Annotated in this window: 25 protein-coding genes, 1 tRNA gene and 1 pseudogene; 18 read left to right on the top strand and 9 right to left on the bottom strand. The window is 64.4% G+C overall.

All coding sequences use genetic code 11. The features are described 5' to 3' along the window. Positions 1-6 precede the first annotated feature (6 nt). From CAFEA_RS09095 to CAFEA_RS09075, 5 genes are read right to left on the bottom strand one after another with little or no spacing between them, the layout of a single operon-like run. Entirely contained in the window at positions 7-360 is a 354-nt protein-coding gene (locus tag CAFEA_RS09095) for a FluC/FEX family fluoride channel (RefSeq protein WP_034998032.1), read from the bottom strand. Then, a complete protein-coding gene (locus CAFEA_RS09090) occupies positions 353-703 on the bottom strand; it encodes a CrcB family protein (protein ID WP_063937270.1) in 351 nt (116 codons plus the stop codon). Before CAFEA_RS09090 ends, CAFEA_RS09095 begins: the two co-directional genes overlap by 8 nt. A gap of 19 nt (positions 704-722) precedes the next feature. Beyond that, positions 723-1091, bottom strand: a complete 369-nt coding sequence (locus tag CAFEA_RS09085; protein ID WP_143313377.1) for a FluC/FEX family fluoride channel — start codon at positions 1089-1091, stop codon at positions 723-725. Then, entirely contained in the window at positions 1084-1425 is a 342-nt protein-coding gene (locus tag CAFEA_RS09080) for a CrcB family protein (protein WP_063937271.1), read from the bottom strand. The genes CAFEA_RS09085 and CAFEA_RS09080 overlap by 8 nt, the downstream gene beginning before the upstream one ends. Positions 1426-1435: 10 nt before the next feature. After that, positions 1436-2854 carry an alanine/glycine:cation symporter family protein gene (locus tag CAFEA_RS09075; RefSeq protein ID WP_063937272.1) on the bottom strand — a complete coding sequence of 473 codons (1419 nt, stop codon included), beginning with the start codon at positions 2852-2854 and terminating at the stop codon, positions 1436-1438. A 109-nt stretch (positions 2855-2963) separates the two neighbouring features. Between CAFEA_RS09075 and pgm the strand changes: the two genes are divergently transcribed. From pgm to CAFEA_RS09055, 4 genes are all read left to right on the top strand, one after another. Beyond that, entirely contained in the window at positions 2964-4589 is a 1626-nt protein-coding gene (pgm, locus tag CAFEA_RS09070) for a phosphoglucomutase (alpha-D-glucose-1,6-bisphosphate-dependent) (RefSeq protein WP_063937273.1), read from the top strand. 18 nt (positions 4590-4607) lie between these two features. After that, positions 4608-5090, top strand: a complete 483-nt coding sequence (locus tag CAFEA_RS09065) for a MauE/DoxX family redox-associated membrane protein (RefSeq protein ID WP_253704925.1) — start codon at positions 4608-4610, stop codon at positions 5088-5090. Between the two features lie 58 nt (positions 5091-5148). Next, positions 5149-5883, top strand: coding sequence for a thioredoxin domain-containing protein (locus tag CAFEA_RS09060; protein WP_063937274.1), 735 nt, complete (start codon positions 5149-5151; stop codon positions 5881-5883). A gap of 117 nt (positions 5884-6000) precedes the next feature. Next, positions 6001-6076: transfer RNA gene (locus tag CAFEA_RS09055), tRNA-Ala, on the top strand. Positions 6077-6133: 57 nt separating this feature from the next. On the opposite strand, the gene CAFEA_RS09050 is transcribed toward CAFEA_RS09055, so the two are convergent. Continuing rightward, complete coding sequence (locus tag CAFEA_RS09050; RefSeq protein ID WP_063937275.1) at positions 6134-6817, bottom strand: hypothetical protein; 684 nt, start codon at positions 6815-6817, stop codon at positions 6134-6136. A gap of 49 nt (positions 6818-6866) precedes the next feature. Between CAFEA_RS09050 and CAFEA_RS09045 the strand changes: the two genes are divergently transcribed. The 3 genes from CAFEA_RS09045 to CAFEA_RS09035 are packed head-to-tail and all read left to right on the top strand — an operon-like array spanning position 6867 to position 8273. Continuing rightward, on the top strand, positions 6867-7310 hold the full coding sequence (locus CAFEA_RS09045) for a methylated-DNA--[protein]-cysteine S-methyltransferase (RefSeq protein WP_063937276.1): 444 nt from the start codon (positions 6867-6869) through the stop codon (positions 7308-7310). Further along, positions 7303-8070: a fructosamine kinase family protein gene (locus CAFEA_RS09040; RefSeq protein ID WP_063937277.1), complete on the top strand. Its 768-nt coding sequence runs from the start codon at positions 7303-7305 to the stop codon at positions 8068-8070. The genes CAFEA_RS09045 and CAFEA_RS09040 overlap by 8 nt, the downstream gene beginning before the upstream one ends. Positions 8071-8087: 17 nt before the next feature. Next, on the top strand, positions 8088-8273 hold the full coding sequence (locus tag CAFEA_RS09035; RefSeq protein ID WP_034998061.1) for a hypothetical protein: 186 nt from the start codon (positions 8088-8090) through the stop codon (positions 8271-8273). On the opposite strand, the gene nadE is transcribed toward CAFEA_RS09035, so the two are convergent. Next, positions 8270-9094 carry an NAD(+) synthase gene (gene nadE, locus CAFEA_RS09030; protein ID WP_143313375.1) on the bottom strand — a complete coding sequence of 275 codons (825 nt, stop codon included), beginning with the start codon at positions 9092-9094 and terminating at the stop codon, positions 8270-8272. The two genes, CAFEA_RS09035 and nadE, sit on opposite strands and share 4 nt — an antisense overlap. Positions 9095-9208: 114 nt before the next feature. On the opposite strand from nadE, the gene ykgO reads away from it, so the two are divergent. From ykgO to nrdE, 4 genes are all read left to right on the top strand, one after another. Further along, positions 9209-9331, top strand: a complete 123-nt coding sequence (ykgO, locus tag CAFEA_RS09025) for a type B 50S ribosomal protein L36 (protein WP_012732041.1) — start codon at positions 9209-9211, stop codon at positions 9329-9331. 320 nt (positions 9332-9651) lie between these two features. Then, entirely contained in the window at positions 9652-9882 is a 231-nt protein-coding gene (nrdH, locus tag CAFEA_RS09020) for a glutaredoxin-like protein NrdH (RefSeq protein ID WP_034998070.1), read from the top strand. A 178-nt stretch (positions 9883-10060) separates the two neighbouring features. Beyond that, positions 10061-10582 carry a class Ib ribonucleoside-diphosphate reductase assembly flavoprotein NrdI gene (gene nrdI, locus CAFEA_RS09015; RefSeq protein ID WP_076590071.1) on the top strand — a complete coding sequence of 174 codons (522 nt, stop codon included), beginning with the start codon at positions 10061-10063 and terminating at the stop codon, positions 10580-10582. Positions 10583-10592: 10 nt separating this feature from the next. Then, positions 10593-12758 (top strand): class 1b ribonucleoside-diphosphate reductase subunit alpha, encoded by a 2166-nt coding sequence (gene nrdE, locus CAFEA_RS09010; RefSeq protein ID WP_063937279.1) that lies wholly within the window; start codon positions 10593-10595, stop codon positions 12756-12758. Between the two features lie 105 nt (positions 12759-12863). Here the strand turns inward: nrdE and CAFEA_RS09005 are convergent, their stop codons facing one another. Beyond that, on the bottom strand, positions 12864-13577 hold the full coding sequence (locus CAFEA_RS09005) for a FadR/GntR family transcriptional regulator (RefSeq protein WP_063937280.1): 714 nt from the start codon (positions 13575-13577) through the stop codon (positions 12864-12866). Between the two features lie 151 nt (positions 13578-13728). Between CAFEA_RS09005 and nrdF the strand changes: the two genes are divergently transcribed. From nrdF to CAFEA_RS08970, 7 genes and pseudogenes are all read left to right on the top strand, one after another. Beyond that, positions 13729-14718, top strand: coding sequence for a class 1b ribonucleoside-diphosphate reductase subunit beta (gene nrdF, locus CAFEA_RS09000; RefSeq protein WP_034998077.1), 990 nt, complete (start codon positions 13729-13731; stop codon positions 14716-14718). Positions 14719-14986: 268 nt separating this feature from the next. Beyond that, positions 14987-16690, top strand: a complete 1704-nt coding sequence (gene ctaD / locus CAFEA_RS08995; protein ID WP_063937281.1) for an aa3-type cytochrome oxidase subunit I — start codon at positions 14987-14989, stop codon at positions 16688-16690. Positions 16691-16836: 146 nt separating this feature from the next. Next, positions 16837-17358: a hypothetical protein gene (locus CAFEA_RS08990; protein WP_063937282.1), complete on the top strand. Its 522-nt coding sequence runs from the start codon at positions 16837-16839 to the stop codon at positions 17356-17358. Next, positions 17301-17786 (top strand): annotated as a pseudogene (locus tag CAFEA_RS11340) (transposase); the annotation flags it as partial. The gene CAFEA_RS08990 and the pseudogene CAFEA_RS11340, both read left to right, overlap by 58 nt. A 93-nt stretch (positions 17787-17879) precedes the next feature. Further along, entirely contained in the window at positions 17880-18989 is a 1110-nt protein-coding gene (locus tag CAFEA_RS08980; protein WP_290183926.1) for an IS30 family transposase, read from the top strand. Between the two features lie 185 nt (positions 18990-19174). Next, positions 19175-19810 carry a hypothetical protein gene (locus tag CAFEA_RS08975; protein ID WP_063937841.1) on the top strand — a complete coding sequence of 212 codons (636 nt, stop codon included), beginning with the start codon at positions 19175-19177 and terminating at the stop codon, positions 19808-19810. 4 nt (positions 19811-19814) lie between these two features. Beyond that, positions 19815-20543: a peptidyl-tRNA hydrolase gene (locus tag CAFEA_RS08970; RefSeq protein ID WP_063937843.1), complete on the top strand. Its 729-nt coding sequence runs from the start codon at positions 19815-19817 to the stop codon at positions 20541-20543. Here CAFEA_RS08970 and CAFEA_RS08965 read toward each other — a convergent pair. Then, positions 20533-22497 carry an ATP-dependent DNA helicase gene (locus tag CAFEA_RS08965; protein WP_063937845.1) on the bottom strand — a complete coding sequence of 655 codons (1965 nt, stop codon included), beginning with the start codon at positions 22495-22497 and terminating at the stop codon, positions 20533-20535. The two genes, CAFEA_RS08970 and CAFEA_RS08965, sit on opposite strands and share 11 nt — an antisense overlap. Between the last annotated feature and the right edge of the window lie 3 nt (positions 22498-22500).

The raw sequence follows: 22500 nt of genomic DNA, 5'->3' as shown, positions 1-22500 counted from the left end.
GGGGGCTCACCCGAAGCCGTACACGCCGACCGCGGAGGCGGCGATGGCGGCCAGGGCGGTGCCCACGCCGTACTTCGCGGCCAGGACGAACTCGCCGGCCTTTGCCATCTCCCCGAGCTGCCGCGCGAGCATGGACAGGGTGGACAGGGCACCTGCGAAACCCACACCGATGCCGACGCGCAACACGCCCGGCGCTGCCACCGCGAAGCCGATGACTGCGGCCGCCGAGACGTTCGCCGCGAAAGTGGACGCAAGCGTGCTGTGGATCTGGCGCATGAGTACCCAGCGGGCAAACCCGCCTAGCATTCCGCCGATGAACACGGCCACAACTCCGATGAGTAGAGGCAACAGGTCAGGCATGCCGGTGTCCCCGGGTGGCGTCGCCGGCCATCCAGGCCAGGGTGGCGGTGGTGAGGCTGAGCGCGATGATGAATCCGGCCCACACCGGCGAATCCGACACCGCGGTCAGGGAAACAGCGGACAGGGTGGAAAACCCGCCGAGGAAGCCCACGCCCCAGAACGGGCCGGGTTGGAACAGGCCCATGGCAAAGCAGGCGACCAGGTTCACCGCAGAGGTGACGGTCAGCGCGAGGGCTTCGGGCGTGGTGGGGCTAACCCAGATGAGGACCAGGTAGCGTGCGACAGCTCCAAGCCCCGCGCCCAACGCCACGGAAAGGCCGGTTGTTAGGTCATCGAACTGCACATTTGTCCACCTTAGCGCCCTATCCGGCGAAGGCGCGAAGGCCCCAGCGCATGCCGAACCAGACGGCGACGATGCCCAGCACCGCCGTGCACAGCGCGTAGCGAAGTGCTTCACGGTGGCGCCCGGCGGCGATCAGGTCGCCGAGCTCACGCGCCAGCGTGGACCAGGTGGAAAGCGCGCCGGCGAAGCCTGCGCCGAGCGCGATCTGCCACGCGATTGGGGCGGTGGCGGCGAAACCGGCTACGGCGCAGGCCACGGTGTTGGCGGCGAAGGTGGCGGCGTGGGCGTTGCCGATCAGCTTCGTTAAGGCGAACCGGGACATGCCGCCGAGCACGCCGCCGGCGAACACCACGGCGAGGGTGAGTGCCAATCCGAGCCAGCTAGCCATGGCGGCGCTCCCGGAGGGTGTGGCCGAGAAGGTAGGAAACTATAGACGTCGCAAAGCTAAGTGCAATGATGACCAGCGCGATGATCGCCTCCGACTGCATCGCCGCCACCGAAATCGCGGAGAAGGTGGTGAAGCCGCCCAAAAACCCGGTGCCCCACACTGGGCCCGGTTTCCACGCGCCCATGGCGAAGCAGCCTGCGATGTTGACGGCGAAGGTCAGTGCGAGCGCCGCGGTGGTGCCGGGTGCGGCGCCATAGAGCACAACAAGGTGCCTGACGACGGCCCCAAGGCCCGCCCCGAGGCCAATCAGCAATGCTGTCCGGAATGTGTCCACGGCTGCGAGTCTATCGCCAGTCCATCTGCTGGCGTTCCACGAAGTCGGCGACCTCTTCCGGCGTCTTAGTCAGCTTCGGGTCCCAGGCGAGGTACTCGCGGGTCTCGCGCACCACCAAGCCCGACAGGATGAGCAGACCGATGAGGTTCGGGATGGCCATCAGCCCATTGGACAGGTCGGAGAACGTCCACGCCAGCTCCAGCGACGCCACCGCGCCGACAAACGACAGGGCAGTGAAGAACATGCGGTAGGGGATGGACGCCCAGTCGCCGAACAGTGCCACGATGGCGCGCTCGCCGTAGTAGGACCAGCCCAGGATGGTGGAAAACGCGAAGAAGATCAGGGCGACGGAGACGATCAGGCTGCCCCACTCGCCGGGCAGGGCCGTCTCGAAGGCGGTGGCGGTCATGATCGCGGCCTGGTCGCGGCCCATGTCCCAGGTGCCGGCGGTGACGATGACCAGGCCGGTGATCGTGACAACCAAGATGGTGTCGATGAACGTCTGGGTCATGGACACCAGCGCCTGGCGCGCCGGGTGCTGCGTCTTCGCGGCCGCGGCGGCGATTGCGGCGGAGCCCATGCCGGACTCGTTGGAGAAGATGCCGCGGGCCACGCCGAACTGGATGGCCAGCATGATGCCGGAGCCGACGAAACCGCCGGTGGCTGCGGTGCCGGTGAACGCGTCGGTGAAGATGGTGGTGATGGCCGCCGGCACCCGGTCCGCCATCAGCGCCAGCGCGGTGATGCCGCCGCCGACGTAGATGACGATCATCAGCGGCACGAACGCCGCGGTGATTTTGCCGATGCCCTCGATGCCGCCGAGCACGGCCGCGCCGACGGCGAAGAAGATGATCACGCCGGCGACGTTCGCGCTGATGCCGAAGGCGTCGTTCATGCCCGCGGCGATGGAGTTGCCCTGGGCGAGGTTGCCGATGCCGAAGGAGGCGAAGATGGTGAACAGGGTAAACGCCGCAGCGAGGAATTTACCGAAGCGGCCGCCGACACCGGTTTTTAAGTACTCGTGGGGCCCGCCCTGCTGCTTGCCTTTCTTGTCGGTGGTGCGGAAACGCACGCCCAGGTATGCCTCGGAGTACTTCGAGGCCATGCCGACGATGCCGGTGAGCCAGATCCAAAACAGCGCGCCGGGCCCGCCGATGGAGATCGCGGTGGCCACGCCGACGATGTTGCCGGTGCCCACCGTGGCGGCCAGGGCGGTGGTCAGCGCCTGGTAGTTGGAGATGTCGCCCGCGCCTTCCTCGGACTTGTCCACGAAGGCGTGGCGGGTGGCGCGGCCGAGGGTGCGGAACTGGATGCCGCGCAGGCGTACGGTCAAAAACAGGCCGGTGCCCAGCAGCAGAGGGATGAGCAGGAACGGTCCCCAGACAAAGGTGGAGATAGCACTGAGGATGTTGTTCAAGTTGTCAGCCATGAACAGAAGTAAAACATACAGCGCGGTGAATAATATATAGGTGGCAGGAAAAACATTCACGGGCGATGATGGTGGGAAGGACTCTGCCTGAGACACAAGGAGTATTCCCATGGCACACCAACGCGCCGGACAGCCCGCCCGCGAGGACGACCTCATCGACATCGCCGAGGTGATCACCGCCTACTACACCCGCGACATCGACCCGGACAACCCGGACCAGCAGGTCGCCTTCGGCACCTCCGGCCACCGCGGCTCGTCCCTGGACAACGCGTTCAACGAGGCGCACATCCTGGCCACCACGCAGGCGATCGTGGACTACCGCCGCGGCGAGGGCATCGACGGGCCGGTCTACATCGGCCGCGACACCCACGCCCTGTCCGAGCCGGCGATGGTCTCCGCGATCGAGGTGCTCATCGCCAATGGGGTGCCGGTGCTTGTCGACGCTAAAGGGCGCTACACTCCCACCCCGGCCGTCTCCCACGCCATCCTGACCCACACCAGCGGCAAGGCCGACGGCATTGTGGTGACCCCGTCCCACAACCCGCCGCGCGACGGCGGTTTCAAATACAACCCGCCCACCGGCGGCCCGGCGCCGGCGGAGGCGACGGATTGGATTGCCAAGCGCGCCAACGAGTACATCGCCGCAGGCCTCGACGGTGTGAAGCGCACCCCTGTCACTGGCGTGCTGGACGAGCGCGCCGGGAAGTTCGACTACCTCGACCACTACGTTTCCGACCTGGGCAACGTGGTGGACATGGACGCGATCAAGGCGTCCGGCCTGCACATCGGCGCTGACCCGATGGGCGGTGCGTCCGTGGACTACTGGGGTGCGATCGGCGAGCGTTACGGGCTGAACCTCGAGGTGGTCAACCCGCACGTGGACGCCACCTGGCGGTTTATGACGCTGGACACCGACGGCAAGATCCGCATGGACTGCTCCAGCCCGAACTCCATGGCCTCGCTGGTGCACAACCGAGACAAGTTCGATCTGGCCACCGGCAACGACGCCGACGCGGACCGCCACGGCATTGTCACCCCGGACGCCGGTTTGATGAACCCGAACCACTACCTGGCCGTGGCCATCGAGTACCTATTCAGCCACCGCGACGGCTGGGCGGATGGCACCGCGGTGGGCAAGACGCTGGTCTCGTCCTCCATGATCGACCGCGTGGTCGCATCGCTCGGCCGCGAGCTGGTGGAGGTGCCTGTCGGCTTCAAGTGGTTTGTGCCGGGGCTTATCGACGGCACGATCGGCTTCGGCGGGGAAGAATCTGCCGGCGCGTCGTTTTTGCGCAAGGACGGCACCGTCTGGTCCACCGACAAGGACGGGTTGATTATGGACCTGCTCGCCGCGGAGATCGCCGCCGTGACCGGTAAAACCCCGTCCGCGCGCTACGCGGAGCTCGAGACTGAGTACGGTGCCTCGGCCTACGCGCGCATCGACGCCCCGGCCGGCCGCGAAGAAAAGGCCAAGCTCAAAGCGCTGTCGGCGGACCAGGTCGCGGCGGATGCGTTGGCGGGCGAAGCTATCGTCGCAAAGCTGACTGAAGCTCCCGGCAACGGTGCCGCCATCGGCGGGCTGAAGGTGACCACTGAAAACGCGTGGTTCGCCGCGCGGCCCTCTGGCACCGAGGACAAGTACAAGATCTACGCCGAGTCCTTCAAGGGCGACGCGCATTTGAAGCAGGTGCAAGAGGAGGCACAGGCGCTCGTTTCTGAAGTTTTGGACAACTAATGGAGTAACGTACGACCTGTGAGCACAACGACAACCCCCGCGCCCGAGCGCGACACGAAAGCGCTGGTGCTGGATGTACTTTCCGCACTCGCGCGCTTCTTCATGGCATACGTATGGCTGGACGCCGGCATCGCGAAACTCGGCGTCCCCCTCGACGTAACCAAGACCATCGAGGCCTACGAGATCTTCACCCCCGACTGGTCCTACCTGCTGGCTCACATCATCGGCCCGCTCGAAGTCGCCGGCGGCCTGCTGCTGCTTCTAGGCATCAAGCTGCGCTGGTCCGGCAAGGTGTCAATCATCGTGCTGACGCTGTTCATCATCGGCCTGCTATCCGCCTGGCAGCGCGGGCTGGTCATCGACTGCGGCTGCTTCGACCCGTCTGAGGCCGGCGAAGGCGAGAGCAACCTGCTTGTCACCGTGGCGCGCGACCTGGCCTACATCGCGATTACCGGGTTTATGATGTGGCGCCCGTTTAAGAAGTTCGCTATCTACCCCTAAACTTGAGCGGGTAGACAGTACCCGTCATGCCGCAAGGCACGCACAACAGGAGATAACTGTGACCACACGCAAAGTGGAAAACCCGAACAAGAAGGGCAACGCCGCCTTCATCTGGGCAGTCCTCGCCGTCCTGGCCATCGCCCTCGTGGTGATCGGCCTGATCGTCTTCAACGGCCGCGAAAACCGCAGCGCCGCAATCCAAGAAGAGATGATCGACGTCGAGGGCGTCAACGTCGCCTGGGATGGGGAGGAAAACACCATCCACCTCACCGGCGACAACGCCGACGCGAAGACTGCCGAGCTGTTCGAAGACTTCTCCTGCACCCACTGTGCGGACCTGCACATCGCCACCGACGAGGCAATGCTGGAGAAGCTCAAGGCCGGCGAGATCAACGTTGAACTGCGCCCGATGACCGCCCTGGACCAAGGCCAAGAAGGCCACTCCACCAAGGCGCTCGCTGCCGAGCTGGCCCTGATCGCCAACGGCGACCTGGCGCAGGCGTTCACCGTCCGCGACTACCTGTTCCAGAACCAACAGTCCGCGTACAACAAGTACGACAACGACGGCTTCGCCGACCTGGCCAAGGACTACGAGGCATCCGACGCGGCCATCCAGGACATCCGCGACGGCAAGTACATCGAGGCCGCCAAGCGCATGGGCTCTGAGAACATGAAGTACCAGGAGGACGAGACCGGCGAGGCGTGGACCCCGCGCGTCCTGGTCGACGGTAAGGACATCGAGGACATTGAGGGCAAGCGTGATAACTGGCCGGAGACCCTGGCCGGCATGTAAGCCTTTCGGCTAACGTTTTCACCGCCTCACTCCGGCCCCGGGGTGGGGCGGTTTCGCTTTCCCGCTGGGGATTTGGAGGCCCGCGCGCCCGGCTGTATATTTACGTGAGTTATCCAAGGGGCTATGGCGCAGTTGGTAGCGCACCACACTGGCAGTGTGGGGGTCACGGGTTCGAATCCCGTTAGCTCCACCAAAACACAAACTGCCCGGCTGTTCGGCCGGGCAGTTTTCTCGTTTCGCGGGGGCGGCGCTACTGAGCGGCCTGGCGCATGCCTTCGAAGTATGCGTTGCCGTCAGCGCCGGTGTAGCAGGCGTGTGAATCAACGGGCCACACGTCGCGCGCTTGCTCGCACGTGAACAGGCTCCCGTAGGGGCCGAGGGTGGCCCACTCCATGGCTGGCGGGCCGGATTGCGCCGGCGCGGGTTGCGCCGGTGCCTGTTGCTCGGGTGCGGGTTCGGGTGCTTGCTGTTGTTGGTTCGCGGCTTCACGCTCGGCTGCTTCGCGCTCCGCTGCCTCACGTTCAGCTGCCTTTCGCTCGGCCGCTTCTCGTTCTGCGGCTTCACGTTCCGCTGCCTCGCGTTCGGCCGCTTCGCGCTCTGCTTCCGCGGATTTCGACGCTGCTGCGGCGGAGGAGGACGCGGCCGCCGCGGAAGACGACGAGGCGGCGGCCTCCTTCTCCTCGGCTTCCTTGTCCAAACGCGTGAGGGCGGCGTCGAGCTCCTCGCGGTTGATGATGCCGTCGCCGTCGGCATCGTCCGACGCATCGAGCTTGTGGCTGAGCTGGCGCATGTCGGATTCGCACCCGTCGTCGCCGTCGCACACTGCGGAGGCGATAGCGGGGCTGGTGCCAGCGATGATGTCGGATGAGTTGCCGCAGGAGGCCAAGGTAAGGGCCGCGGCGCAGGCGAGGACGGTGGTGAGTTTCCGGTGCATGGCTAGGAGTGTAGCGCGATCTCATCGGCCGGGAGCTACTCTGAACTGCATGTTTGCGTCACCGATCGGGCCGTTGCGCTTCGTCGCCAGTGAGCGTGGCGTGACCCGCGTGTGCTTCGAGGGGGAGCAATTGCTTATCGACGAACCTTCGGACCACCCCGTAGCCACCCAAGAACTGACCGAATACTTTGCCGGCACGCGCCGGGAGTTCTCCGTGCCGCTGGACCTGCAGAACGTGACCGAGTTCCGCGCTGCGGTGCTGCGGGAGCTGGAGAAAGTCCCGTACGGGGAGACCACCTCCTACGCGGAGCTCGCCCGCGCGGTGGGCAACCCCAATGCGGTGCGCGCGGTGGGCAGCGCGTGCGCCACTAACCCGCTGCCGCTGTTCATCCCGTGCCACCGGGTGCTGCGTTCCGACGGCCAACTCGGCGGTTACCGTGGCGGGGTAGAGGCAAAACGTTTCCTACTGCGAATCGAGGGCATCGATGTCTGACACGTTTGTCAAGCACGGCAGCGCGCCGGGAGCCGCGGCCGCGGAAGCCGCGTACCTGCGCTGGCTGCGCGAGGGCTCCACCGCGGTGGTGGAGGTGCTGGACCTGGACGAGGATGCGAACACGCTGACCATCGAGAAAGTGGATTCGGCCCGCCCGACCGTGGACGCGGCACGCGAGGCCGGCCGGGAGCTGGCCGCCATCCACGCCATGGGGGCCGCCGCGTTCGGCGCGCCCGCGGACGGGTGGGAAGGCCCCAACTTCATCGGCACCCGCCAGCAGGCGTGCGAGCCCACCGAGCGCTGGGCCGAGTTCTACGTGCATCAGCGGGTGCTGCCATTCGCCGAGAAGGCGCTAAGGGCGGGGAATCTCGGGGGCGGCGGTATGGACGTCGTCAAGCAAGCATGCGATGCGCTGCTCGAAGAAGACGAGGACGCCCCGCTGGCGCGCATCCACGGCGACCTGTGGGCGGGCAACCTGCTGTTCGGCGCGGACGGGCCGCGGTTTATCGACCCGGCCGCGCACGGCGGGCACCCGCTGACCGACATCGCGATGCTCGAGCTGTTCGGCGCGCCGCACTTCAGCGCGATCGTGGACGGGTACCTGGATGCCGGCGGCGAGCTGGGGCGCGACTGGCAGCGTCGCATCGCGGTGCACCAACTGCACCCGCTGGCGGTGCACGCGTGGACGCACGGCCCGTCCTACGGCTCCGCGCTCGTGCGCGCGGCGGAGGAGACCCTGCGCGTGATAGACAGTAGGTAATAAAGGAGGAGATTCAGATGGGGAATGTAAAAAACTCGCTAGATAGGCTCGAAGAACTTGGGCTTCTCGAGCAGCGCGGCAAACCCTTCGAAGTGACCTGGGAACCTATCCAGCTCGACTTCACTCTGGAGGAATGGCTCGAAGAGGAACGCGGTGAGGAGCGCTTAGAGCGGGTGATGGCGGACCTCCGCGACCTGCCCTAACGCCACCAGGTGTCGTTCGGGCCCGGCGGCAGGTGGCGCTTGTGCTGGCCGACACGCCACAGGTGCTCGAGGCGCTCGGCGGCCTCGGCGGGAACCCGCTTGCCCTCCAGGTAGTCGTCGATGTGGACGTAGGTGACGCCGAGCGCCTCTTCGTCGGGAAGCGCGGGGCGGTCTTCTTCCAGGTCCGCGGTCGGGACCTTCTCCCACAGGCGGGGTTCGGCGTCGAGGTGGGCCAAAAGCGCCGCGCCCTGGCGCTTGTTCAGCCCGGCCAGCGGCACGAGGTCGGCGGCGCCGTCGCCGTGTTTGGTGAAGAACCCGGTGACGTTCTCCGCCGCATGGTCCGAGCCCACCACCAGCAGGCCGCGCTCGCCGGCGATGGCATACTGGGCGATCATGCGCATGCGCGCCTTGACGTTGCCCTTGTTGAAATCGCCGAGGCTGCCCGCTCCCAGCGCGTCCGCCACAGCACTAGCTAGGGCGGTGGTGGCTGGCTCGATGTCCACCGTGACCGTCTCGTCGGGCTGGATGAACTTGAGTGCCAGCTGCGCGTCGTCCTCGTCGGCCTGCACGCCGTGAGGCAGCCGCACCGCAACGAAGGTCGCGTCGCTACCGTCTGCTCGGCGTTTCTCCACCGCCAGCTGCGCCAGACGCCCAGCGAGCGTGGAGTCCTGCCCGCCGGAAATGCCGAGTACGTACCCCTTCGCGCCGGTGGCGTCCAGGTAGTCCACCAGGAACTTAACGCGCCGGGTGATCTCTTCTTGCGGGTCGATGGTCGGTGCCACGCCGAGGGCGGCGATGATGTCTGACTGCATGGCGCTCATGGTAGGAGGTTTTGATTCGGCGCGTCCGGTGTGTAACATTTACCCCCGTGTTGCGACCCGGCAGCCCGCCGATGGTCGCTAATTGCAGGTAATCCGAGCAGAAAGGAGCGCCCGATGAAGGTCCGCAAGTCGCTTCGGTCGCTGAAGAACAAGCCGGGCGCTCAGGTTGTGCGCCGCCACGGCAAGGTTTTTGTGATCAACAAGAAGGATCCCCGCTTTAAGGCTCGCCAGGGCTAAGCGCGAATCCTGCCCCGTCACCGGTTGGTGGCGGGGCTTTTTGCTTTTCTGCGAAACCCCCGTCCTGAAACTAATTTCGGCCAAAATTACACGCGTGGGAGCCCAAAGCTGTCCATGTTCTAACTACATGTAGGTGATTCGCCACCCCTATCCTGGGAATACCACCCGTGTAACTACTACATGTAGTAGCAGTTGCCGAAGTTTCCCCCAAGGTATAGTGTCTCTTGGTGTTGCCCCGGGGGAGCCGGGGAAGCGAGAAAAAGCGTCGAAACCCTGTCGAATCCCGGTCGAAGACCCGCACAGAAAGAGCCTGAAGAACTATGTCGATCACCGTTTACAGCAAGCCGGCCTGCATGCAGTGCAAGGCAACCGAGAAGGCCCTGACCAAGGCCGGCCTCGAGTTCACCACGGTTGACATCTCCATGGACGACGAGGCCCGCGACTACGTCATGGCCCTCGGCTACGTGCAGGCCCCGGTCGTCGAGGCGAACGGTGAGCACTGGTCCGGCTTCCGCCCGGACCGCATCAAGGGCCTCGCCGCCGCTGCGTAACTGCCCGGTCCCCGCCGCCCGCGCCCGTCCGGCCCGCGGATCCAGCTAGTAAGACCCAGCTAACGGTCCCAAAAAGGCGAATAGCTGGAACCTAGTAGCTGGATTTGGTTCTGGGAGGGGGCGGGAAAAGCGCGGGCGCCACACAACAGAAAACTCAAGACGAAGAAAGGCGGCTGCCATGCTGGTGGTCTACTTCTCTTCCGCGACGGAGAACACGAAGCGGTTTGTGGAGAAGCTCGGCCTCCCGTCCCAGCGCATCCCGTTGCGCAGGAACGACCCGGAACTCAACGTCGACGAGCCGTACGTGCTCATCTGCCCCACATACGGTGGCGGAGTGAGCGTCAGCGGCGGCAACTCGCGGCCGGTGCCGGGGCAGGTGATCCGCTTCCTCAACAACGAAGGCAACCGGAGCCTGATCCGGGGTGTCATCGCCGCCGGCAACTCCAACTTCGGGGCAGATTACTGTCTTGCCGGGAAGGTTATCGCCGACAAGTGTAAGGTCCCATACTTGTACCGGTTCGAGCTCATGGGCTCGGCCGAGGACGTTGCGCACGTGCGCCGCCAACTGGTCGAAAACGCTGGAAGGTTGGGGCTGCGTGGGGGACCGGAGGTCGTCGATAGGCAAGATGCCCCGGACGAATCCGAGCGGCTTGCAAAACTGCGCGAAAAATACGCCGGTAAATATTCAAGAACACGATGAAGGACGAGATGTGACTACCCAGACTGTCGGTAAGAATGTCCCGGAGCCGGTCAAGGAAAGCGACCAGCTGGATTACCACGCGCTCAACGCGCTTCTGAACCTCTACGACGAAAACGGCCAGATCCAGTTTGAAAAGGACCGCGAGGCCGCGAACCAGTTCTTCCTCCAGCACGTCAACCAGAACACCGTCTACTTCCACGACCTGGAAGAAAAGATCGACTACCTGGTCACCAACAAGTACTACGAGCCGGACACCATTGAGAAGTACGACTGGAACTTCATTAAGGACACGTTCAAGCGCGCGTACTCGTACAAGTTCCGCTTCAAGTCCTTCCTCGGCGCGTACAAGTACTACACCTCCTACACGCTGAAGACTTTCGACGGGCGCCGCTACCTCGAGCGCTTCGAGGACCGCGTGGCCATGACCTCCCTCTTCCTCGCCGACGGCAACGAGGAGCTCGCATTCGCGCTTGTGGACGAGATCATGACCGGCCGCTTCCAGCCCGCCACCCCGACGTTCTTGAACGCCGGCAAGGCGCAGCGCGGCGAGTTGGTGTCCTGCTTCCTGCTGCGCATCGAAGACAACATGGAGTCCATCGGCCGCGCCATCAACTCGTCGCTGCAGCTGTCCAAGCGCGGCGGCGGCGTGGCACTGCTTCTGAGCAACATCCGTGAATCCGGCGCGCCGATCAAGCACATCGAAAACCAGTCCTCCGGCGTCATCCCCGTGATGAAGCTTTTGGAAGACGCGTTCTCCTACGCCAACCAGCTCGGCGCACGCCAGGGTGCAGGTGCGGTGTACCTCAACGCCCACCACCCCGACATCATGCGCTTTCTGGACACCAAGCGCGAGAACGCGGACGAGAAAATCCGCATCAAGACCCTCTCGCTCGGCGTGGTCATCCCGGACATCACTTTTGAGCTGGCCAAGCGCAACGACGACATGTACTTGTTCTCCCCGTACGACGTCGAGCGCGTCTACGGCGTGCCGTTCGCGGACATCTCCGTGACCGAAAAGTACGAGGAGATGGTCGAAGACCCGCGCATCCGCAAGTCCAAGATCTCTGCGCGCGCGTTCTTCCAGACCATCGCCGAGATCCAGTTCGAGTCCGGCTACCCGTACATCATGTTCGAGGACACGGCGAACCGCGCGAACCCGGTGAAGACCGGCCGCATCAACATGTCCAACCTGTGCTCGGAGATCCTGCAGGTCAACTCCCCGTCCGTGCTGAACGAGGACCTGACCTACGCCGAGACCGGCCACGACATCTCCTGCAACCTGGGCTCGCTGAACATCGCGATGGCGATGGACTCCGACGACTTCGCCAAAACCGTCGAGACCTCCATCCGCGCGCTGACCGCAGTGGCGGACAAGACCTCCATCGACTCCGTGCCGCCGGTGCGCGACGGCAACGACGCCTCCCACGCCATCGGCCTGGGCCAGATGAACCTGCACGGCTACCTCGGCCGCGAGCACATCGAATACGGCTCCGAGGAAGGCCTGGACTTCACCAACGCCTACTTCGCCGCCGTGATGTACCAGTGCCTGCGGGCCTCCCACAAGATCGCCGTGGAGAAGGGCACCGCGTTCGCGGACTTCGCCAAGTCCGAGTACGCCACAGGCGAGTTCTTCGACCGCTACGACCCGGCCGAATTCCAGCCCAAGACTGACAAGGTCAAGGAGCTGTTCGCAAACTCCAACATCGCCGTGCCGACGGCGCAGGAGTGGGCGCAGCTGAAGGACGACATCGCCCGCGACGGCATCTACAACCGCTACCTGCAGGCCGTGCCGCCGACCGGCTCGATTTCCTACATCAACAACTCCACGTCCTCGATCCACCCGATCGCCTCCAAAATTGAGATCCGCAAGGAAGGCAAGATCGGCCGCGTCTACTACCCGGCGCCGCACATGGACAACGAGAACATCGAGTACTTCAAGGATGCCTACGAGATCGGCTACGAGAAGATCATCGACACCTACGCGGTGGCCACGAAGTACGTCGACCAGGGCCTGTCGCTGACCCTGTTCTTCAAGGACACGGTGACCACCCGCGACATCAACCGCGCGCAGATCTACGCGTGGAAGAAGGGTGTGAAGACCTTGTACTACATCCGCCTGCGCCAGATGGCGCTGGAAGGCACCGAGATCGAGGGCTGCGTTTCCTGCATGCTCTAGGGCGGTAGGGGAGCGCGTGCTTCTCGACGAGAAAACCGCTGATCTGCTAGTTCCGTTTTTGGGCAACTAGCAGATCAGCAACATGGCGGGGCTCACCGGGGAGAGTTACATCTCCATAAAGTCGTTGACGCCGCGGAGTAGGCGTCGAGAAGCATCCTCGGCAGCATCCGCATTGCCGGAAGCAATGGCCTGCGCCAGATCCACGTGGATCTGCATGGTGTCCACGTGCGGGTCGTCCGGCATGATGCCGTACAGCGCGCGGCCGGACATGATGTCCATGATCGGCGGGGTCAGCGCCACAAACATCTCGTTGCCCGACGCCTCGAGCATGAGCGCGTGGAACTCCAGGTCCGCCTCCTGGAATGCGTCCGAGTTGCCGGCATCCTGACCGGCCAGCTCGACGATCTGGTCTGCCAGCTCGCACAAGCGGCGGCCCTGCTCCTTCGTGGCGTTGGTGGCGGCGAGGCGGGCGGCGGTGGGCTCGATGGCGTCGCGGAGTTCGCGCAGCGACGCCAACTGGGCCGGGCGTTGCTCCTCAGTGCGCAGGCGCCAGGAGATAATCGCGTGGTCGAACACGTTCCACTCGCTTTGCGGCAGAACCTTCAGCCCCACGCGGCGGGACGAAGACACAAGACCGAGCTGCTCGAGCGCGCGCATCGCCTCGCGGGCGACGGTGCGGGAGATGCCGAAGCGCTCCGACAGGTCGTGGAGGGTGAACGTGTGCCCCTCGGGCTGGCTGCCTGAAACGATTTCCTCGCCGAGCGTGTCCAGGATCGACGAAAGTAGTGGCTGAGAGGACCGATGACCGCTGGTAGCCACGGCGCGACCTCCTTTAAGAGATGATGTTTGCGACAGTATGCGAGTAGTTTATGTCATGCAGCTGCCCAGTTATGGCATCGCGTGGAGCCGATTTCCGGGCGGGGCGCAGGACGTCTCCCGAGGCGTTTGACACCGAAGTAGGATGGTCGCCATGACTGACGATTACGCGCGTTACCTCGAGTCCCACGAAAAGCCCGTGAAGGCTATTAACTGGAATAGCGTCCCGGACGACAAGGACCTTGAAGTGTGGGATCGCCTGACCGGCAACTTCTGGCTCCCAGAAAAGATTCCGGTGTCCAACGACATCCCGAGCTGGAACACCCTCAACGACGAAGAAAAGCAAGCCACCATGCGCGTGTTCACCGGCCTGACGCTGCTGGACACCATCCAGGGAACCGTCGGCGCGGTCTCGCTGCTGCCGGACGCGAATTCGTTGCACGAGGAAGCGGTGCTGACCAACATCGCCTTCATGGAGTCGGTGCACGCGAAGTCCTACTCCAACATCTTCATGACCCTTGCGGACACTCCCGCAATTAACGACGCGTTCCGCTGGTCCGAGGAAAACGAGTACCTCCAGCGCAAGGCGAAAATCATCCTGAGCTACTACGAGGGCGACGACCCGCTCAAGCGCAAGATTGCGTCTGTGATGCTGGAGTCCTTCCTGTTCTACTCCGGCTTCTACCTGCCGCTGAACTGGTCGGTGCACTCCAAGCTGACGAACACCGCCGACATCATCCGCCTGATTATCCGCGACGAGGCGGTGCACGGCTACTACATCGGCTACAAGTACCAGGTGGCGCTGCGAGGCGAGTCGGAGGAGCGCAAGGAGGAGCTGAAGGACTACGCATTCGAGCTGCTCTACGACCTTTACGAGAACGAAAACCAGTACACCGAGGACATCTACGACGCGCTCGGCTGGACCGAAGACGTGAAGCGCTTCTTGCGGTACAACGCCAACAAGGCGCTGAACAACCTCGGTTATGAGGGCCTGTTCCCGGTGGACGAGACGAAGGTGTCGCCGGCAATTTTGGCTTCGCTGTCGCCGAACGCGGACGAGAACCACGACTTCTTCTCCGGTTCCGGCTCCTCCTACGTCATTGGACGCGCGGAGGACACTCAGGACGACGACTGGGATTTCTAGGCACAAACTTTACGACGTACCTTCCGTGACCCCCCGGTTCGCGCCCGCGAGCCGGGGATTTTACATGCCCGCCGGGCAGTTCCCATGCGCCTCACCAGTTACAGCCCGGGTTGGCTTGGCCGGGTGCTGACCCCGCTCGGGGGCAGCATTGCCGGAGGCTGGAAAAACAGTGTGCAGAACGTTATGCTGATCCGGTATCACTCGTGGCATCTGGGCCTAATCCGGCGTCGGCCGGGGTAGGCGCAGGCGCCGTAGTCAGGAGGATCAGATGACCGCTGTGGCACCGCGGCTGGATAATTACGTCCCGCCGACACGCCCAGAGCCCACGGGCAACGCTCGCAAGGGCTCGCAGATTTACAAGCAACTCACCACGACTGACCACAAAGAACTGGGCATCATGTACATCATCATGTCCTTCGTCTGGTTCTTCGTGGCCGGCCTGATGGCACTGCTTATCCGCGCCGAGCTGTTCAGCCCGGGCCTGCAGTTCCTGTCCAACGAGCAGTTCAACCAGCTGTTCACCATGCACGGCACTGTCATGCTGCTGGCGTTCGGCACCCCGATCGTCTGGGGTTTTGCCAACTACGTGCTGCCGCTGCAGATCGGCGCACCGGACGTGGCCTTCCCGCGCCTGAACGCGTTCGGCTTCTGGGTCACCAGCATCGGCGTCATCGCCATGCTTCTCGGCTTCGTCACCCCGGGTGGCGCTGCCGACTTCGGTTGGACCATGTACATGCCGCTGGCTGACTCTGTGCACACCCCGTCCGTCTCAGCCAACCTCTGGATTGTCGGCGTGGGTGCCACCGGTGTGGGCACCATCGCCTCCGCAGTGAACATGCTCACCACCGTGCTGACAATGCGTGCGCCGGGCATGACCATGTTCCGTCTGCCGGCGTTCACCTGGACTGTCTTCGTCACCTCCATCATCGCCCTGATGATTTTCCCGCTGCTGACTGCTGCGGCGATGGGCGTGCTCTACGACCGTCTGCTCGGCGGCCACATCTACGACACCGCCAACGGCGGCACGATTCTGTGGCAGCACCTGTTCTGGTTCTTCGGCCACCCCGAGGTGTACGTCCTGGCGCTGCCGTTCTTCGGCTTGATCTCCGAGATCGTTCCGGTGTTCTCCCGTAAACCGGTCTTCGGCTACATTGGCCTGATCTTCGCAACGCTGGCAATTGCTGGTCTGTCCATGGCTGTGTGGGCGCACCACATGTTCGCAACCGGTGCGATTCTGCTGCCGTTCTTCTCCTTCATGACCTTCCTCATCTCCGTGCCGACCGGCGTGAAGTTCTTCAACTGGTTGGGCACGATGTGGAATGGCCACCTCACGTTCGAGACCCCGATGCTGTGGGCCGTCGGCTTCCTGTTCACCTTCCTATTCGGTGGTCTGACCGGCATCATGCTGGCCTCCCCGCCGTTGGACTTCCACCTGCACGACTCTTACTTCGTGGTTGCGCACTTCCACTACACCCTGTTCGGCACCGTGGTGTTCGCTTCCACGGCTGGCGTGTACTTCTGGTTCCCGAAGATGACCGGCCGCATGCTGGACGAGAAGCTGGGCAAGATCCACTTCTGGTTCACCGTCGTCGGCTTCAACATGACCTTCCTGATCCAGCACTGGCTGGGCAACATGGGTATGCCGCGCCGCTACGCCGACTACCTGGACACCGATGGATTCACGCTGCTGAACCAGGTCTCCACGGTCGGCTCGTTCATCCTGGGCATCGGCATGCTGCCGTTCATCTGGAACGTGTTCAAGTCCTGGCGCTACGGCGAGATCGTCACCGTTGACGATCCGTGGGGCTACGGCAACTCGCTGGAATGGGCAACCACTTGCCCGCCGCCGCGCCACAACTTCACCGCCTTGCCGCGTATCCGCTCTGAGCGCCCGGCGTTCGAGCTGCACTACCCGCACATGGTGGAGACCCTGCGCCGCGAGGCTCACGTCGGTCACCGCGACTCCAAGTAGTCCAGGCCACCTAGCCTCCTGAACAAACCCCCGCTTCGGCGGGGGTTTTCGTCGTTTCAGGGTGGTTCCGCGCATATTGCCCTGCGCTGTGACTTGGCTGCGTCTACACTGCATGTCTGTCTAACGCGATGAAAGGACCGTTCCCCGTGAGCAATCAAGGTTGGCCCCCGCACCAGCAGCCGCAGCAACCCCAGGGTTACAACCCGTTTGCGGGCGGTCAGCAGCCTCCGCAGCAGCAGGGCTTTCCGCCCTACGCCGGCGGCCAACCTGCCCAGTTCCAGCAACCGGTGCAGGGGCAGCAGTGGCAGCAGCCGGGCCCCAGCTTCCCCGGCCAGCTCCAGGCGCCGCCTCCGGGGCGCACGATTCCGCGCCAGCTGTTCCCGGCCGGCGTGGGCGTGCTGTTTTTGCTGTCGGTCGCTACATCTTTCCTGCGCGTGTTTACATACAAAGCGTCGGTAGGGGGCGACTGGGTTGAGATATCGAAGAATCTCTGGGGATACCAGCGCACGGCCGATAACTCGGGGAACGTCGAAACCGGCTTCAAATTCGATCTAGTCATTCGAGGCCTGAAATTCTCAGAGTGGGTGGCATTGGAGTTGTCAGTGGGTGAATGCGCCACCTCGACTTGGAGGTTGTTGTGGCTGGTCGTTGGACTCCGAAAGATGTGAAGGCTACTTCTGTGGCGCGGCTTGTTGCAGGCGATGATGTCGGCGAGATTGCACGTGAGGCCGGTGTGGCAGAGGCCACGGTTTATGAATGGGTCAAGCAAGCAGGCGCACTCCCACCGAAGAAGGCGTTGGCACGTGCACGTGACCAACTCATCGACGAGGCGGTGGCGCTGGTGGCTTCAGGTATGTCGGTACCGGATGCGGCTGCGACGTTAGGCATGTCACCAGGGGCGTTGTACCAGCGGTTGGCGAAAGTCGGTGTGCTCACCGAACTGCAGCAAAAGCCCCGCATCACCCCGCAGCAGAAAGCTGACGCGGTCGCACGGGTGCTGGCTGGTGAGCCGGTTGACAAGGTCGCGGCGGCGTTCGACCGGTCTGCCAATTCGGTGTATCGCTGGGTGCAGCAAGCACGCCAGGAGAAGGCGGGCGGAAACCGTGATGCGTCACAGCGCGCGGACACGCCGGAGGCTTGCACGGTAAAACCACCTGCACACAGCAAAGTTGATTCCGTGCCAGCACCAATGAAAACGCAAGCAGGCCACGCGCCTGCCGACTATGCCGAGGACCGTGTGAAAGTCGGCCGCGGGGTCCGACTGTCGTATGAAGACCGCCTGACGATCCAACATGGGTGCAGCCAGGGAATGTCAGCCAGGCAGATCGCAACGCTGCTGGGGCGCCACCACAGCGTGATCAGCCGGGAAATCGCCCGCAACGGGTGGGAAGTTGTCGGCGAAGACGGTGAGGCCACGGTGTACTACAACGCCCGGCAAGCCGGCCTGGGCGCCAAGGCGCGTGCGTGCCGGCCGAAGGTGCGCAAGCTTGACGACAACCCGGCACTTCGTGCTGTGGTGGTGACGTGTCTTGCCCGCCGGTGGTCGCCCGGGCGCATCAGTGTGTGGCTTCAGCATGCTTTCGCCGATGATGAAAGCATGCGTATTTCCCACGAAGCGATCTACAGTGCCTTGTACATCCAGGGCAAAGGCAGCTTGCGCGCCGAGCTTGAAGCGGTGATGAAGACCCAAGATGTGCTCATCCGCGGCGGCAAGCGGCGAAAAGCCCGGCCCCGTAATGCCGGTGTGCTCACCGGTAAGCCGTGGATCAAAGGCGCTGAGATCACCAAGCGCAGCCCAGAGGCTGACGACCGGGCAATCCCCGGGCACTGGGAAGGCGATCTTGTTATCGGCACCGGCGGCAAAAGCGCGCTGATTACCCTGGTGGAGCGCACCAGCCGCTACACCCTGCTTGGTCATCTGCCCACCGAACACACATCGATGACGGTGATTGAAACGATCCAGCAGATGGTCAAAGACCTCAACGCTGAACAGCTCAAGACCATCACCTGGGATCAAGGCGTGGAAATGGCTGAAACCGCACGTGTGCGCATCAAAGACGGCTGCGAGGTGTACTTTTGCGATCCGCACGCGCCGTGGCAGCGGCCGACCAACGAGAACACCAACGGTGAGATCCGCCGCCGCTTCTACAAAAAGGGCACCGACTTCGCCGAAGTAACCCCCGAGCACGTCGCCTGGGTACAAGACGAACTCAACGACACACCACGACAAGTCCTCGGCGGAGCAACCCCACGTGAGATACTCCAGCAAATATTCAATCGTGGCGCATTAACCGCTTGATCCCGCCATTGCCTCTTGCTACGTCGCTCGTCCTGTTTTCCATGTTGGCGCTGGTGGCGCTGGCAACGATTGGTGAACGCTCGTGGAAGACGGCGGTAGCTGGTTTGGCTGTCTACGGTGCCCAACTGTTCGTCAGCCTATCCTGGACTACCTTTTTGCTGCAGTATTATTCTGAGGATGTCAGATTGGAAAGGGCACTAAAGAACGGTGACCCAGAGACCTCCACCGGGTTGGGCACGTGGTTGTGGATCCTTCTGGCGCTGGCTGGTCTCGCCATCACCGTTGCTGAGCTTGTCCGGTCCCGCCGCGCGGGCGAGGACCAGCAGTTCTGGGGCAAGTCTCGAGTCAGCTCAAACCAGTGGATCGCAGCAGGGGTAGCAGCGGTGTGCGCCGCGGTGTTCTTCTTCTCCTTGTCCGACGTGGCTGACTTCTACGCGGATATTAGCCGCTGGAACTTCGGACGGTTCGCAGGCTACGGCTTCGCGCTCACCGTAATCGCGGGCATCGTGTGCCTGGTGCTCAAGCGCGTAACTATCGGGTGGTCCGTGCTGGTCACGGCCCATGTGTGGCAGGTGCTGTGGTTCTTCAACTTCGTTATCCGGTCGAAGAACGCCTTGTTCACCTCCGAGCCGCTGAGCCAGTGGGCGTGGCTGCTCACCGCGCTGGTCGGCCTCGGCGCTGCGGTGTATGGGACCCGCGAGTGCCTCCAGCAAACCGCTGTATCCGAGCACCCGCAGGGCCAAGCACCATCTGGCGGCGTCTGGCAGCAACCGCAGCGTGGACTGCACCACGGCCCGCAGGGCGCCCCCGGCCAGTGGTAGTACCATGGCGCGGGTGACTGACCCGAACATCGCATCCGCCCACCGTCTCCTCCAGCAGCGCGTCTCGGGGGACTACAAGGCCCGCTCCGAGGACCCGGACGACCCGCAGTCGGTGCAAGCGATGCAATTGGCCATCAACCTGCCCAAGCAGGATCCGCCGAGCCGCAACCAGGTGCTTGCAGACGCCGCCCGCGCCGCCGTTGCGGTGTGCCTAGACCCGCGCGCGGGAGAGGACGGGTTTTGGCGCGAGGCGTTGGACGCCTGGTACTCCCACCGCATCCGTAAAGTGGCCCGCCGCGCCCGCAACAAGGCCTGGGACGATGTGCACGCGCTGCCCGGGGTGACCGTCGGCAACGTGCGCGCGTTTGCCCCCTCGGCGGTCTCTGAGGTGCCGCACGCGATTGCGAAGCTGCAGATCAAGGGCACGGAGATCGAACCGGGGGAGGTGCTCCCGCTCGACTCAGAGGCGCCGCTAATCGCACTCGACGCGTCGCTGCAGATGTCTGCGGGTAAGGCCGCGGCGCAGGCCGGCCACGCTTCGATGCTGCTGGCGGCCGCACGTGAGACGGCCTGGGTGCAGCAGTGGGCGCAAGCCGGTTTCCCGCTGAACGTGCGCGAGATGCCCCGCGAGGAGTTCGCTGAGCTTGCCGCACGCCCCGAGGCGGTGGCGGTGCGCGACGCGGGGTTCACCGAGGTTGCGCCCGGCTCCACCACAGCGATTGCTATCGCTTAGCCACGAGCCTGCGCAGCGCCCCGCGCACAGTTTCCGCGTCCGTGGTGTCCCAGAACGCCGGGAGGCTGCGCCGGATGAACGACCCGTAACGCTTTGTCACCAACCGGTTGTCTAACACGGCGACAACCCCGCGGTCGTCGACAGACCGCAAGAGCCTGCCCGCGCCCTGCGCCATGAGCAGGGATGCGTGCGTGGCGGAGACCTCCATGAAGCCGGAACGGCCCGCGGCATCCGCGGCGTTGGAGCGCGCCTGCAGCAGGGGATCGTCGGGACGGGGGAAGGGGATGCGGTCGATGATCACCAGCGAACACGCGCTGCCCGGCACGTCCACGCCCTGCCAGAGGGTAAGCGTGCCAAACAGGCAGGAGTTCTCGCTTTTGGCGAACGTGTCCACCAGCGTGCCGGTGGAGTCCTCGCCCTGGAGCAGGATGTCGAAGGGCAGGCGCGAGCGCATGGCTTCGGCGGCCTGCTCGGCGGCGCGGCGGGAGGAGAACAGCCCGAGGGTGCGCCCGCCGGCGGCGGTGATCAGCTCCGCGATCTCGTCCAACGTCTCTGCGGACAGCCCGTCGCGGCCCGGTGTGGGCAGGTGGCGCGCGGTGTAGAGGATGCCGGACTTGCGCGGATCGAACGGCGTGCCGGCGTCAAGCGAGTCCCAGGAGCCCTGCGGCAGGCCCCAGGAAGCGGCCATAGCGTTGAAGTTGCCGCCCACGGTCAAGGTGGCTGATGTGAGCACCACCGTCTTCTCGCCAAAGAGCCTCTCGTGCAGCAGACCCGCCACGGACAGGGGCGCGACGGAGACGGAGTCGCCGTAGCGCTCCGAGCGTGTCAGCCAAACCACGTCCGAGTGCTTTGCGGGGTCTGGTTCGTCGAAGACCTCCAGGATGCGCACCACCGCGTCGTGCAGGTCCTCGAGGTGGTTGCGCAGGTTGGCGCGTTCCGCGAACTTCTCGGGGTCGTTCTCGGACTCGCCGGGAGGGGCGTCGGAGATGGCGGTGCGGGTCTTCCACAGGGCGTCGCGAAGCGCGGCGAAAGCGCCTCGGGCCGGCTCCGAGATGGTCTCCCAGCGCCCCGGGGACTCCAGGTCGATGGCGGCGGTGAAGTCGTCGATAACACCCTCGAGCGTGTCCCGCTCCGCTCCCAGCTTGCCAGCGCGGCGGGCGGCCATCGCCAGGGCACGGGCGGAGATCTCGGAGGTGGCAACCGAGGTGATGCGGCCGTCGAGCTCGTGGGCCTCGTCGATGATCACGGCGTCGTGCTCGGGTAGCACGGCCACGTCCGCGAGCGCGTCGATAGCCAAAAGCGCGTGGTTGGTCACCACAATGTCCACGTCCTTGGTGCGCTCGCGCGCGAGCTCCGCGAAGCACTCCTCGCCGTGCGGGCAGCGGGTTGCACCCAGGCACTCGTTGGAGGTCACGGACACCTGCCGCCACGCCATGTCCGGTACGCCGGGGACCAGATCGTCGCGGTCGCCCGTCTCAGTGTTCTGCGCCCATTCGGACACGCGCTTGACGTGCTTACCCAGCCAGGACAGGTCCTCTTCCTCGATGAGGGACTCCGAAGGCGCGTTATCCAGCATCAGTTTGTGCTTGCACAGGTAGTTGTTGCGGCCCTTCTGAATGGCGAAGGTGGGGCGCTCAGGCAACAGCGGCTCAAGCGCGTCTGCCAGCCGGGGCAAATCCCTATCCACCAGCTGCCGCTGCAGCGCGATCGTCGCCGTGGAGACGACCACGGTGGTGCCGTGCGCCTGGGCGTGCCGGATGGCGGGGACGAGGTAGGCCAGGGACTTGCCGGTGCCCGTGCCCGCCTGCACAGCCAGGTGGCGCTCGGAGCCGAGTGCGTTGGTCACCGCCTTGGCCATCTTCACCTGGCCGGGGCGGCGCGAGCCGCTGAGGGACTCGACCGCGGCGGCGAGCAGGTCGGTGGTGGACTGGGTGAGTGGTTCGTCTGCAGCCACGGA

It is taken from the genome of Corynebacterium afermentans subsp. afermentans, from assembly GCF_030408355.1.
Lineage (GTDB): Bacteria > Actinomycetota > Actinomycetes > Mycobacteriales > Mycobacteriaceae > Corynebacterium > Corynebacterium afermentans.
The sequence above is the reverse complement of the archived record's forward strand: the minus strand, read 5'-3'. Positions and strand labels throughout refer to the sequence as shown.

Bases quoted from the DNA above. Each gene is read 5' to 3' on its own strand.
- CAFEA_RS09095 (WP_034998032.1), bottom strand. From the start codon at position 360: ATGCCTGACCTGTTGCCTCTACTCATCGGAGTTGTGGCCGTGTTCATC.
- CAFEA_RS09085 (WP_143313377.1), bottom strand. From the start codon at position 1,091: ATGGCTAGCTGGCTCGGATTGGCACTCACCCTCGCCGTGGTGTTCGCC.
- CAFEA_RS09075 (WP_063937272.1), bottom strand. From the start codon at position 2,854: ATGGCTGACAACTTGAACAACATCCTCAGTGCTATCTCCACCTTTGTC.
- pgm (WP_063937273.1), top strand. From the start codon at position 2,964: ATGGCACACCAACGCGCCGGACAGCCCGCCCGCGAGGACGACCTCATC.
- CAFEA_RS09050 (WP_063937275.1), bottom strand. From the start codon at position 6,817: ATGCACCGGAAACTCACCACCGTCCTCGCCTGCGCCGCGGCCCTTACC.
- CAFEA_RS09045 (WP_063937276.1), top strand. From the start codon at position 6,867: ATGTTTGCGTCACCGATCGGGCCGTTGCGCTTCGTCGCCAGTGAGCGT.
- CAFEA_RS09040 (WP_063937277.1), top strand. From the start codon at position 7,303: ATGTCTGACACGTTTGTCAAGCACGGCAGCGCGCCGGGAGCCGCGGCC.
- CAFEA_RS09035 (WP_034998061.1), top strand. From the start codon at position 8,088: ATGGGGAATGTAAAAAACTCGCTAGATAGGCTCGAAGAACTTGGGCTT.
- nadE (WP_143313375.1), bottom strand. From the start codon at position 9,094: ATGAGCGCCATGCAGTCAGACATCATCGCCGCCCTCGGCGTGGCACCG.
- ykgO (WP_012732041.1), top strand. From the start codon at position 9,209: ATGAAGGTCCGCAAGTCGCTTCGGTCGCTGAAGAACAAGCCGGGCGCT.
- nrdH (WP_034998070.1), top strand. From the start codon at position 9,652: ATGTCGATCACCGTTTACAGCAAGCCGGCCTGCATGCAGTGCAAGGCA.
- nrdI (WP_076590071.1), top strand. From the start codon at position 10,061: ATGCTGGTGGTCTACTTCTCTTCCGCGACGGAGAACACGAAGCGGTTT.
- nrdF (WP_034998077.1), top strand. From the start codon at position 13,729: ATGACTGACGATTACGCGCGTTACCTCGAGTCCCACGAAAAGCCCGTG.
- ctaD (WP_063937281.1), top strand. From the start codon at position 14,987: ATGACCGCTGTGGCACCGCGGCTGGATAATTACGTCCCGCCGACACGC.
- CAFEA_RS08980 (WP_290183926.1), top strand. From the start codon at position 17,880: ATGAAAACGCAAGCAGGCCACGCGCCTGCCGACTATGCCGAGGACCGT.
- CAFEA_RS08970 (WP_063937843.1), top strand. From the start codon at position 19,815: ATGGCGCGGGTGACTGACCCGAACATCGCATCCGCCCACCGTCTCCTC.